Source organism: Alteromonas sp. ABM1_013 (assembly GCF_056160505.1).
On the sequence record NZ_JBSWXH010000004.1, the window covers coordinates 1 to 11,940 of the forward strand.

At 43.0% G+C, this 11,940-nt stretch carries 11 protein-coding genes; 4 read left to right on the forward strand and 7 right to left on the reverse strand.

The window, feature by feature from the left end; translation table 11 throughout:
• Positions 1-395: 395 nt before the first annotated feature.
• A complete protein-coding gene (locus tag ACXAGK_RS11910) occupies positions 396-1,208 on the forward strand; it encodes a hypothetical protein (protein ID WP_474804523.1) in 813 nt (270 codons plus the stop codon).
• A gap of 192 nt (positions 1,209-1,400) precedes the next feature.
• Here the strand turns inward: ACXAGK_RS11910 and ACXAGK_RS11915 are convergent, their stop codons facing one another.
• From ACXAGK_RS11915 to ACXAGK_RS11925, 3 genes are read right to left on the reverse strand one after another with little or no spacing between them, the layout of a single operon-like run.
• Positions 1,401-2,855: a TolC family protein gene (locus ACXAGK_RS11915; protein ID WP_474856408.1), complete on the reverse strand. Its 1,455-nt coding sequence runs from the start codon at positions 2,853-2,855 to the stop codon at positions 1,401-1,403.
• The gene (locus ACXAGK_RS11920; protein WP_474856409.1) at positions 2,849-3,901 is read right to left on the reverse strand and encodes an HlyD family secretion protein; all 1,053 of its coding nucleotides are present in this window, start codon (positions 3,899-3,901) and stop codon (positions 2,849-2,851) included. The genes ACXAGK_RS11915 and ACXAGK_RS11920 overlap by 7 nt, the downstream gene beginning before the upstream one ends.
• Positions 3,902-5,647 carry an ABC transporter transmembrane domain-containing protein gene (locus ACXAGK_RS11925; protein WP_474856410.1) on the reverse strand — a complete coding sequence of 582 codons (1,746 nt, stop codon included), beginning with the start codon at positions 5,645-5,647 and terminating at the stop codon, positions 3,902-3,904. It abuts the gene before it with no gap.
• Positions 5,648-5,848: 201 nt separating this feature from the next.
• Between ACXAGK_RS11925 and ACXAGK_RS11930 the strand changes: the two genes are divergently transcribed.
• A complete protein-coding gene (locus ACXAGK_RS11930) occupies positions 5,849-6,739 on the forward strand; it encodes a LysR family transcriptional regulator (protein ID WP_474856411.1) in 891 nt (296 codons plus the stop codon).
• A gap of 30 nt (positions 6,740-6,769) precedes the next feature.
• On the opposite strand, the gene ACXAGK_RS11935 is transcribed toward ACXAGK_RS11930, so the two are convergent.
• Complete coding sequence (locus ACXAGK_RS11935; protein ID WP_474856412.1) at positions 6,770-7,432, reverse strand: transposase; 663 nt, start codon at positions 7,430-7,432, stop codon at positions 6,770-6,772.
• A gap of 166 nt (positions 7,433-7,598) precedes the next feature.
• Entirely contained in the window at positions 7,599-8,255 is a 657-nt protein-coding gene (locus ACXAGK_RS11940; RefSeq protein WP_474856413.1) for a YkgJ family cysteine cluster protein, read from the reverse strand.
• 484 nt (positions 8,256-8,739) lie between these two features.
• Here ACXAGK_RS11940 and ACXAGK_RS11945 point away from each other — a divergent pair, with 484 nt between their 5' ends.
• Both ACXAGK_RS11945 and ACXAGK_RS11950 read left to right on the forward strand, forming a co-directional pair.
• Positions 8,740-8,925: a type II toxin-antitoxin system Phd/YefM family antitoxin gene (locus tag ACXAGK_RS11945; protein WP_474856414.1), complete on the forward strand. Its 186-nt coding sequence runs from the start codon at positions 8,740-8,742 to the stop codon at positions 8,923-8,925.
• Complete coding sequence (locus ACXAGK_RS11950; protein ID WP_474856415.1) at positions 8,925-9,305, forward strand: type II toxin-antitoxin system VapC family toxin; 381 nt, start codon at positions 8,925-8,927, stop codon at positions 9,303-9,305. The genes ACXAGK_RS11945 and ACXAGK_RS11950 overlap by 1 nt, the downstream gene beginning before the upstream one ends.
• 65 nt (positions 9,306-9,370) lie before the next feature.
• Here ACXAGK_RS11950 and ACXAGK_RS11955 read toward each other — a convergent pair whose 3' ends face one another.
• Positions 9,371-10,558, reverse strand: a complete 1,188-nt coding sequence (locus tag ACXAGK_RS11955; protein ID WP_474856416.1) for a nucleotide sugar dehydrogenase — start codon at positions 10,556-10,558, stop codon at positions 9,371-9,373.
• 295 nt (positions 10,559-10,853) lie between these two features.
• On the reverse strand, positions 10,854-11,936 hold the full coding sequence (gene rfbB, locus ACXAGK_RS11960; RefSeq protein WP_474856417.1) for a dTDP-glucose 4,6-dehydratase: 1,083 nt from the start codon (positions 11,934-11,936) through the stop codon (positions 10,854-10,856).
• Between the last annotated feature and the right edge of the window lie 4 nt (positions 11,937-11,940).

Consider the following 11,940-nt stretch of genomic DNA (forward strand, 5'->3'; position numbering starts at 1 on the left):
ACTTACTTCAGGAGGGTTGCTGTTTTGCTTTTCCCCCGAAGCGGATGCGCATTTTAGGGAAATGAGCGCTCACGTCAACACTTATTTTAAAAAAGATGAAAAAACTGAACCAACCGTCTATTTTTCATTCAAATGTGATAATTAGTAGACAATATGGACTAATTACTAATAGGATGGAGATTCAGATCCTATAAAGTAGTAGTTCTTAAAGTAGTATTTGATCCTGCCGTTATTATGAAAGTGCTTAGTATTAGTTACTGATATTGAAGCCAGCGTAAAGGAATACGTATAAGAATGTATATTAGCGTAAACGATGCACGCTTTGCGTTCTTTATAAATGTATTAATACTGGTGGTGTCATAAATTGACTACGCAATAATTATAAAGGTGGGTTTATGTTACGAACTCTTACATTGCTATCAGCGGCAATACTAGCTTCTCAAGTTAGTTATGTGGCAATGGCACAAGACACTTCTTCTGATGAAGTAATTCAGCCATCCACTTCAGCGAGTGTAGAAAAATCCGTTGATGAGTCTAATCGCTTTCAAACAGCCTTTTTAAAACGTCAAGTTGACCAAACCATGTCTGTAGGCAGAGCTATAAGCTCTATAGCAGGTCACTATCCTCAGGAAATCGTGTCTATCGTAGATATTGCGCTAGATACCTACCCTGACAAATATCGTGAGATTATCTTCGCTGCCATATCAGCGCAGCCTTCTTCTACCGAAGAAATTGTTCAGCTTGCTATAGAGAAAGAAGTGAGTAGCTGCCCTAACATCGTGCAGTTAGCTATTAAAGCAGAACCTACTTATGTAGATTTCGTTGTGCAAGCAGCTGCGGTTTCTACACCTGAAGAATTAGATGAGATTGTACGCGTTGCCGTATTAACGCAACCTGATGCTGCTGACAGCATAGTGCAGACATTGTCTCAGGAACACCCAAACAAGATTGTCGATATAATGACAAGTGCGTTAAACGCTGTACCTTTTGTTGGTGAATATGTAGTAGATGCACTTTTGGCAGTGTTTCCTAACGAAGCTGAAACTGTGGTCGAGACAGCAGTACGGGAATCAGCGCAGCAGCGTGAACAAGTGATGCGTATTTTGAACACCGCTCAACATGCTGGTGTGTCTGATGATAAGTTAAAAGAATACGCTATGTCGGCGGGTCTAAGTGAAGACGACGTAAATAGTGCGCTAAACAATTAGTCTTCCAGTTCCTAAACAGTGCTTGACTGAAAACGGCGTATTGAACGAATCAATACGCCGTTTTTGTTTGCGGCTTTGTAGTAACTTCATTTGCTACAAGGTTTGTCGTAACTAGAAGCAAGCCTTACTTATAGTCTTTTAGCACTTGCACATCGCCTACATTGCAATTGCGATGACTGGATTCTTCAAAAGCTAGTTGTCGAGGGAATATAGCATTGCCGCTTCTTTATATAACATAAGCTCCGATTTTAATAAGTCGACCTTGGCTTTAATCTCTTTGATCCTGGCTTTAATCTCATTTTGCGCTCGCGCATTTAATACGAACATATCACTGTCACCTGCATCGAATCGCGTTTTCTCTACCTTCGACAAAGTTTTCGCTAACGCAGCATTTTCACTTTGAAGCGACACAATATCCTTTGCTTGCGACCAATAAATAAAAGCTTGTTCGAATCGTTGAACGATAGCTTGCTGCGTTGATGTTAGCTTGTGTGCAAGCTCTCTTTGCTTAGACTGTAATTGTGCGCGCTCTGCTTTTGCCTTTCTATTGCCTAGTGGATAAGAAAACGATAGGCCCACTTTGGTTTCTGTACCTTCTAATGTTTCAGATCCTGCACCTACATCTCTGGCGATAGAGGCTGTAAGGTCAAGCTTGGGGAGTAGCGAGTTGTCAGCTAGGGCAACTTTATTTTCTACCACCTGCTGTTCTAACTTCATTACATCTAATTCTGGGTGACTTCGAAGCGCATTGCGAAGCGTCACCAACTGGCTGTTGCCAATCCAAAAGGGCCAACTTAAATCGGTAGGTGGCTGGTCACTGTTAATTGCCAACATGTCACCGGTTGGTGAACGCCAGTAAAAAGACAGCATTTGCGCGTGCGTATCTCGCTTTAGTTTAAGTTCGGCCAGAGTTAAACGCTGTTGAAGTAAGTTGGCTTTAAACTCGGTAAGCACAATACTGGCTAAGTCGCCCTTCTCTACCCGAGTAACCAAGGCTTTTTCACGTTCAGACGCCGTGTTAAGTAATTCGGTAACAGCTTGAATTTGTAACGCACTCTCGTACCACGCGATGTATTCACTTACACCTTTATAGACAAAGTCGTTTATAAGGCTCGTCGCTAGTGCCTGCCATTGCGATGTAGCCAGCCCCGCATTGCGCAATTCAGTTCTGCGTTTATCTATCTCGCGATTTTGCAAAAGAGACATGGCAACACCTACACTCGCCTCGCCAGCAGACAGCGTATCGTAGTACCCTTCATAGCTAGGAAAGTCACCCGCTGCAATTCGATACTCACCAAATACAGACGCGTTAAAATCTTCAATTGGGTTAGTGAAACGCTGAGTGAGATTTGTCCCATCGTAGTAACCTGACACTCGGCTTTTCGTTTTCTGTTCAATAAAGGGGTCGAAGCTGCTCCTTGCAATCTCAAGTTCAGCGGCAGCTTGATAGTTACCTTCGTTAATTGCCTTCACATAAGGATGATAGTTCACCATACTATCAACTAACGCCTCGATGGTTGGCGCTTGTCTCTCCTGTTGAGTTTGCACTTGATTCGTATTTTGTGTCTGCGCAAATGAACCAGATACACTTCCACCTATATATGTAGCTAATGCAATTGCAGTAAAAAACAACCTGCGCATTACCATATTGATGCTCCTGAGCCTTTCGCTCCACCTGTTGATGATTGCTGTGTAGGTAATGGCGGGAAGTTATTTAACTGTCTCCACATTTCATAACCTAACCGCACTTCTTCTAACAACACCCATGCTTTTACTCGGCTACCTAAACGGGCTGAACTTTCTGCTGGCCACGGGACATCTGACTCGTCGGGTCTGATCCACACATTAAAGTCACCCGTGGCGTTTGCCACTGGCTCTACATATACCACTTCACCACCGAAGGTTCCTATTGCACTTCCCGGCCACCCGCTAAACTGGAAAACAGGCCAACCCTCGAACTGCAATCGCGCTTTTGCACCAGGCTTTACCAATGGTGCGTCTAAACCTCTTACCGTTACCCGCACACTACGCTTGGCATCGGCAGGAATAAACTGACCCAAGATATCGCCAGATTTCACAAAAGTAGATACGCCACCTGACAGTAAACGCACCACGGTACCATCTACCGGCGCAAATTTGGTTTGGGTAGATTGGCGAGATAACGTCATACTTACTTCGTTTATTTCAGATACTGACGCTGCGGCTTTTGCCCTTAACTCTTGTACTTTGATTTCGGCTTGCTCAACTTCTTTACGAGACACCAAGCCTTGTTCCTGCAGTGACTTTTGGCGCGCCAAGTTATTTTCGGCATTTTTCACCGCCGTTTCGTTAGCTTGGTTTTTAAGATTTGCAGCAGAAAGTTGAGATTGAAGCTTTTCAAGACGCTGGGCGTCAATATCAATAAGCGTAACAATAGGCTCGCCCGCTTTAACTTGCTGACCTTCTCTCACATGCCATTTTTTGACCTGCCCATCGACAAGAGCGTTAATAGGCTGGGTTCTGTCTTTAGGGTCGAGCGAGTCAACCATACCCGTTCCATAGGCGGTTTGGATCCATGGAGTAAAGTACAGTATTAATCCGGCAGCTAGTACCAAGAAAATGATCACGCCTGTGATGACGCGGTGGAGCTTTGGTACTCTCAAAGAGGGCAATGAGGTAATGTTGTCTAAAAAGCGACGTTCTGCGTTATTCACTTACTCACCCTCCTTATCATTTGTTTGTAAGTTATTACTTTGTCCATTATTAGCATTAGTACTTTCATGCTCACCACTGACTGGCGATTCGCTAGCGCTATATGTGTTCAACATAGCCGTGGCATTATCGTGTAGATGAAGCACACCCTCGAAGCAGTCCGGTATTGGCATATTGGTAAAGTACATTACAGTGAAATCGTACTTGCTTAAGCGTCTTAGCAGTCTTGCTCTTAAATCGACAGGTATGGCATCAAAGTGCTGGTTCAACACGAGCAACTTAGGTTTGCCTACGATAGCAGCAGCCAGCTTAAGCAGTAAGAATTCTAACGGCTGTAAAGGCGCACCTAATACCGACACTTTGGTCTGCAGACCTTCCGGTAAGCTATCGACAACCTTCGTCATTTCAACTTCTTCAAGGGCGGCGCGAATATCGGCAATGCTCGCGTCGGGATGAGCCAGTTTCAAGTATCGCTCGATAGACACTTCAATAATTAAAGAACGATCTAAAATAGTTACCGCCTGCCTTAACTCATGGGTGTCATAATCGTTTAGGCTAAATTCACCTAATAATATATCGCCTGACTTCACGCGGTCATATTGCTTTACTAGCCCCAACAGTTGCTTTTGAACCCAGCTTTTATCAGTAGTCACGAAATACTTAGTACCTGGCTCGAACACAACGTTTAAATGGCAGGTATCATTTCCATGTTTAAGCTCTACATTGTTAAAAACCAACTTAGACGATGTAGGGATGTGCTCTGAGGCATTTAGCTCTTCCTGAGGCATAGCTAAAGCACCACCTAATTTTTCGGCTGCACCGTAGAGTTCATAATAAAGCTTTAAGTACTGAGTAAAGCGTGATAAGCCAAAGAATACGGCAGACATCACCAACTCAGCAGCAACGAGCTGGCCAATAGACAGCTCACCTTGTACAACAAGCACACCGCCAATACCAAGTAGTGACGCACTTGCCACCGCATACATTAATAGGAACATTACCACTTGCGCGAAAGTGTAATTAAAGTGGCTTTTGTGCTTTTTCACATAGTTACTAATATAGCCTTCGGTACTGCGCCCGGCATATTCCACGTGATCCGCCGATTTGAAAAACTCGTGTGCAATGGCAATGTCGTGCAGCCACTTCGCGGAATCATACTTAGCGTGAGAAAGTTCGATGGCCGTGCGTTTAGCGCCCCGCCCCCAAATCTTCCATACGGCATACATAGTAAGTAGAAGTACTACGTTAAACGCAAAAAGCGCAGGATGATAAAACGAGACAAGTGTGAAACCCACCAGCATCTGCAGTACCAGAGCAAAGCCGTCGATCATCAGCGAAGGCATGTTCTTTTGAAACGTCATAATATCGAAGTAACGCTGCGTAATACTTACGTTTTGACGACCTTCGAAAAAGCTATGCGGGGCAAGAATAGTTTTAAGCCCTAAATCTGCGGTAAGACGTGCATACACCTTGCGCTCGTAAAACTCCATTACGCGCATACGAAGTGCGCTGAACACACCTGATATAAACAAGGTAAGAAACAAAATAACGGCAAGGATGATAACCGCACGGGTTGAGCCAATATTGGCAATACTATTAATTAGCGTTTGTACCGCAATAGGTACTGCCAGTGTCATCAAACTGATTGCCACGCCATAAGCGATAGCAACCCAAAAAAAGCCAGCCTCAGGTTTCAATAACGAAAACAGTGTTTTTCGCGTTTTACGTAAGTTTATTGTTTTGGCCATAGTTATGTCTTTAATATACCGCTAGCTTGGAAAAATCAGTTACACGTTGTTCAGTTAACTTACGGAACAACACTTATAGTGTATTGCAATGTTTAGTTAGAACAAATCTGTTATATTCTTAATAGTTCATCGAAAATAATTGCGTTTATGAATGATGGGGTCAGAGTACATTTCTCTACCCGTTTAACAGGCTGCTAAAGTATGCACCACCTTAACTACCACCATCTCTATTATTTTTATCTAGTCGCCCGCGAAGGTAGCATTGCCAAAGCAGCTAAGTTACTCCACATTACCCCTCAAACAGTAAGCGGGCAACTGAGCACGTTTGAAAGTCAGCTTGGTTATTCACTATTTGACAGAATAAACAAGCGGCTGTACCTAAACGCACGGGGTAAAGTAAGTTATCAGTATGCCAGCGAAATATTTCATAAGGGTAACCAACTGGCTGAAATACTTAACAATAGCGATGAAGTAAATACGAAGGAATTCGTAATAGGTATTACAAATGGCATTCCAAAAGTGCTTTTTTATGATTTTGTGCACGACACCATGCGCAAGTTTTCGCAAGCAAAGTACGTCATTAAAGAAGATAGCTTTGATGGTTTACTAAAGGAGTTGGCTATAAATGCTATCGACTTTATTGTTGCTGACAGAGGCATAGCGCCCGGTACGCAAATTAGCGCTAACAGCTACTTCTTAGGGGAAAGCTCTTTGAGCTTTTTTGCTAAGTCGCCTCTTAGTGAAGGGCTACAGTTTCCAGACTGTTTAAACCAAATGCCATTGCTTATTCAAGGTAACACGTCGGGCATACGCCAAGCACTTACAAGCTGGCTTGAGACAGAACAGCTTTACCCCAAAATTGTGGCCGAATTCGATGATACAGCGTTGCTGAAGTTATTCGGCAGCGAGGACTTTGGCGTGTTCTGCGCCCCTTCAGCCATATCAAAACATGTAGAAGAACAGTACGGGGTGCATTGCATAGGTATCGCCAATACGCTTAACGAAAGATACTACGCCATTACCGGTAAAAGCCGTGCCGACTATACGATTAGTGAGGCTATTGTGGAAGCGGCACGTGGAATTTTAGCGTAAAGCTTTGAGTTATGGGGTCAGAGTTAAGGATCAGAGTCGGGACTCTGACCCCAATGCTTCATATAGTCGCGTTTTAAACTGTTCTGAGCCAAGCGCCTTACCTATTTGACTGTATGTTCGAATAAGCTCTATATCTTTATTTGAAAGTTCGTCATGAAAAAGTGCGCTGTAAGACTTTTGCCGCGCTTCAGGATCTGCGCCTAATGATGTGTATATTGGGTGCTCAGTGCATAATGAGGTGTGAACCCCACGTGCATTGCGATGATAGCTTGACCACTTATAATTAGCTGGGTGTTTCGCCAGGCCAGCTCTTACTGGGTTGAGCTCTATGTAGCGTGACACCGTCATTAGGTATTTCTCTGAATCCACTATACAGGAACGAAAACGTCCTTCCCATAATGTTCCGGTACGCTCATATTTTGCATTAAACCTCCTTACATACATTCGACCGATTGACTGCATCATTGCACTCACACCTCTATTATCTTCTTGAGGTGTGCAAAGTAAATGAACGTGATTTGTCATCATTACCCAGGCATGTATGTGTATATTAAACTTCTTCGCGTAGACATTGAGCCATTTTACGTAAGCAATAAAGTCCGTTTCACTTAGAAAGCAATTAGAACGATTATTGCCGCGTTGAATAACATGTACAGGGAAACCTGCTGGGGAAATCCTTCTCCTTCTTGCCATACTCTCGCTCAGACTAGTCGTTATTATTTATCGATGATAAGTGGACTTTTGCGGAGTACAATCCTGTACCTTGAAATTCAGGCTCAAAGTTCAGCAACGAAGTTTTTGGAATTAGTGAAGCACTTGGGGGGCAGAGTCATGACCCTGACCCCATGCTTACTGCATGTTACGCTGCAACGCCATCATCTATATTTTGTGAATAGAAACTTAGCGTAAGTATTTTTTCTAATGTGTAGCATAGCGCATCGTTTATAGGCATAAGCTTATCGCCTAACTCGTAGTCCAGTTGCGCCAGCCTTTGCCTACCTTCAGCAATCATTGGTGGTTTGCTGCTTGATATAGACATGGTAGACATGGGGTCAGAGTCGTGACTCTGACCCCATGCCGGCTGTATAGAAATTAGCGCGGCCGCATACTTTTCTGGTACTGCTTGCTTTATTAGTTTGCATACCGAAAGCGTGGCTTCGCCAGATTTGGTTTTATAGCCTGCTGCACCAAACATACGGCAAATTCCTGGGCGGTATTCGTAAATTCCGCAATAACCTTCTGTACCGTCTAAACTCAAGCGTTGATATTGCTTGCATGCAAAACCGCTATAGCTTTGAAGCTCATCGAATACTTGTTCGGATTGACCACTATCAAACAGATGCAGTGCATATGGCAGCATTTCTAAAGGCGACACTTCAATGTCGGGTTTATTGCAACATGCGCCGCATTTCTCAACACAGTTTAACGACTGACTTGATTGATATGCGCTGAATTCTTGAGAAAGAGATTGGTAAACATCCATCACTTGGCTGGAAAGCTCACGCAGCCTATTCATAACGACTCCGCTAATAAAAGCAAACTAAAACGAAACGAAGTTCACGCTGCGGTATATGGTAGGTAGCATGAACTCACTTTACTGCTTGTAAGCTTTGATAACTTATAAGCAGTTAGCAGTGGGGTCAGAGTCACGACTCTGACCCCACAATTTAAAGCATGCTTCTTCCCCGCCGGGTGTGAGTAAGCTTAAGGCTTGATGGCAGGGGTTGAATTGGTGTGGATTTTATTTTGAATTTTGAGGTTTGGGAAGTTTTTTGTGAGTTATCTTTGGTGATAAAGAATAAGCATTACCGACACGACAGATATTCTGTTTATTTCAGTATCAAATTTTTATGCCACTAGTGTTAAACACAAATGAGCTAAAGCCATCGTTGCAACTGCTGCTTTTTTAAACCACCATATTAGATAAGTTTAGCTAAGCCTATTAGAGGTTTTGTATGCAAGCCAATATGCACGAGGCAAAAAGTTAGTTATCCCAACTTGTGGAGCGGGCAGAGGCCGGTGAAGAAGTTGTTATCGCCAAATCGGGAAAGCCAGCAGTGAAGCTAGTGCCCTTTAAAACTGAAAACAAACGCATGTTTTGGCAATTCAAAGGCCAAGTTCATGCAACCGAAGACTTCGACTCGAAAGAGGTTAACGAAGATATAGCAAATATGTTCGGTTTGTAATGAAAAGAATCTTACTAGATACCCACGTTTTAATTTGGTGGATGAGTGGAGATGAGCAATTAGGCCTTAATGCTCAGAAGCATATTTCTAATACTGAAAATGGCATTTATATCAGCGCCGCGTCTGTTTGGGAAATGTCGATAAAGCAGCAACTGGGAAAACTTACGGTACCAGATGATATTGAGTCGCTAATCGAACAATTAGTTTGTAGCGCTTTACCTATCAGCTTATTCCACGGCCAGCAAGCAGGAAGACTGCCAATGCACCACCGCAATCCATTTGACCGAATGCTGATTGCTCAAGATCAAGGATTACAAATATTGACGAAGGACGAACACTTTCCCGCTTACGGGGTCAGATTGATTAACGCTTTAAAGTGAATTAGTGACTGGGAAACTATTTAATTGTAGGGTCAGAGTAATGACTCTGACCCTACAATTCGTAACTAGTCAGCATTGAACAGGTCGCGGCTGTATACCTTGTCTAGTACGTCTTCGATATCGCCCGTTACACGGTTTGCTACGATAACGTCAGAGATTTTCTTAAACTCTTCTAGGTCGTTTACTACGCGTGAATTAAAGAAATCTTCTTCATTAAGTACTGGTTCGTAAACTACAACTTCAATACCTTTCGCCTTAATACGCTTCATAATGCCTTGAATAGCACTTGCGCGGAAGTTATCAGAACCGGTCTTCATAATTAGGCGATAGATACCGACAATCTTCGGGCCACGGCTAACAATTGAATCAGCAATAAAATCTTTACGCGTACGGTTTGCATCTACTATAGCCTGAATCATATTGTTAGGCACTTCACTGTAGTTTGCTAAAAGCTGCTTAGTATCCTTAGGCAAACAATAACCACCGTAACCAAAGCTTGGATTATTGTAATGCTTACCAATGCGAGGGTCTAAGCCTACACCTTCAATGATTTGTTTGGTGTCTAAGCCGTTTCGTTCTGCATAGCTATCCAACTCATTGAAATAAGCAACGCGCATTGCTAAGTAAGTGTTCGCGAAGAGTTTGATAGCTTCTGCTTCGGTGCTGTCGGTGAATAACACATCAATTTCTTCTTTAATTGCACCTTGCTGAAGTAATTTTGCGAAAATTTCAGCGCGTTCACTTTGTTCACCCACAATGATACGACTTGGGTAAAGGTTATCGTAAAGCGCTTTGCCTTCGCGCAAGAACTCTGGAGAGAAAATAATATTTTCAGAACCAAAACGTGCTTTTGCGTCTTTAGTAAACCCTACTGGTACAGTCGATTTTACAATCATCACAGCATTAGGGTTAATTTCCATCACTGTTTTGATAACCGCCTCTACACTACCAGTATTGAAGTAGTTAGTTTGAGGGTCGTAATCCGTTGGTGTTGCAATAACAACATAATCCGCATCTTTATACGCAACTTGTGCATCTAACGTAGCTTCAAGGTTAAGCTCTTTTTTTGTTAGGTATTCTGAAATTTCTTTGTCTTCAATTGGAGACGTTTTGTTGTTAAGCATCTCAACTTTTTCGGGTACCAAGTCGACTGCTTTCACTTCATTGTGCTGTGCAAGTAGTACTGCATTTGAAAGCCCTACATAACCCGTACCTGCTACTGCTATTTTGTACTTAGCTAACGTACTTTCCATTTACTGTTTCTCCAATCCTATTGACTATCAGCGATAGAAATAATTACTAAAATATTCTCTTTATATATTGCCAGAGTTTTTTGAAAATCTCATGAACAATGCATCATAAAGGTGCTTAACTCACAGAAAACTCGGTAAGCCGGTGCGTTTCAGCCTGAAACCATCGTTTCAACATAAAGCGTAAGTGAGATATTGCTAGTGAAGCAACAATCACACCACCAAGAATACCGCATTTGAAAACAAAAAAGCCTCAGCAAACTAAGTAAGCTGAGGCTGCAAAACTAATAAGAGCTAACTAGCTTCCTGTACCTAAACGCTCGCCTTGGTAACTGCCGTCAAGAACCGCTTTCCACCAGCCTTCATTCGCTAAATACCACTCTACGGTTTTACGAATACCGCTTTCAAACGTTTCTTGCGGCTTCCAGCCAAGTTCACGTTCAATTTTGCTTGCATCAATCGCATAGCGCATATCGTGCCCTGGGCGGTCTTGTACGTAGGTAATTTGATCAGCGTATTTGCTATCTTTTGGCTTAACTTCATCCAAAATAGCGCAAATAGTTTGCACCACTTCAATGTTCTGCTTTTCGTTGTGTCCACCAATGTTGTAGGTTTCACCGATTTCGCCATTAAGCGCAACCACTACCAATGCACGTGCATGGTCTTCAACATACAACCAGTCACGAATTTGGTTACCTTTGCCATATACAGGCAGAGGCTTTCCAGCTAGTGCATTTAGAATAACCAACGGAATAAGCTTTTCCGGGAAGTGGTACGGGCCGTAATTATTTGAGCAGTTAGTTACAAGCGTTGGTAGCTTGTATGTGCGAAGCCATGAACGCACTAGCTGATCTGAACTTGCCTTACTTGCTGAGTAAGGCGAGCTTGGTGCATACGGGGTAGTTTCTGTAAAGAGTGGAAGCTCTGTGCCTGGCTCAACTTCATCTGGGTGAGGAAGGTCACCGTACACTTCGTCGGTTGAAATATGATGGAACTTGAACCCTGCTTTTTTATCGCCCTCAAGTGCAGACCAATATGCTCTTGCTTGTTCAAGCAATGTGTATGTACCTACAACATTGGTTTGAATAAACTCGCCTGGCCCGTCAATTGAACGGTCTACGTGTGACTCTGCAGCCAAGTGCATGATGATATCTGGCTGGTGTGTATTGAATACACGCTTTACTTCTTCAGCATCACAAATATCAACTTGTTCAAAGCTATAGCGGTCGCTGCCTGAAACAGGTGTTAATGACTCTAAGTTACCCGCGTAGGTCAGCTTATCTAAATTAATCACTGTGTGGTCAGTGTCATTTATAAGATGGCGAACTACTGCAGAACCAATAAAGCCCGCGCCACCTGTTACTAAAATCGTTTTACTCATTTTC

Bases quoted from the DNA above. Each gene is read 5' to 3' on its own strand.
- ACXAGK_RS11910 (WP_474804523.1), top strand. From the start codon at position 396: ATGTTACGAACTCTTACATTGCTATCAGCGGCAATACTAGCTTCTCAA.
- ACXAGK_RS11915 (WP_474856408.1), bottom strand. From the start codon at position 2,855: ATGGTAATGCGCAGGTTGTTTTTTACTGCAATTGCATTAGCTACATAT.
- ACXAGK_RS11925 (WP_474856410.1), bottom strand. From the start codon at position 5,647: ATGGCCAAAACAATAAACTTACGTAAAACGCGAAAAACACTGTTTTCG.
- ACXAGK_RS11930 (WP_474856411.1), top strand. From the start codon at position 5,849: ATGCACCACCTTAACTACCACCATCTCTATTATTTTTATCTAGTCGCC.
- ACXAGK_RS11935 (WP_474856412.1), bottom strand. From the start codon at position 7,432: ATGGCAAGAAGGAGAAGGATTTCCCCAGCAGGTTTCCCTGTACATGTT.
- ACXAGK_RS11940 (WP_474856413.1), bottom strand. From the start codon at position 8,255: ATGAATAGGCTGCGTGAGCTTTCCAGCCAAGTGATGGATGTTTACCAA.
- ACXAGK_RS11950 (WP_474856415.1), top strand. From the start codon at position 8,925: ATGAAAAGAATCTTACTAGATACCCACGTTTTAATTTGGTGGATGAGT.
- ACXAGK_RS11955 (WP_474856416.1), bottom strand. From the start codon at position 10,558: ATGGAAAGTACGTTAGCTAAGTACAAAATAGCAGTAGCAGGTACGGGT.
- rfbB (WP_474856417.1), bottom strand. From the start codon at position 11,936: ATGAGTAAAACGATTTTAGTAACAGGTGGCGCGGGCTTTATTGGTTCT.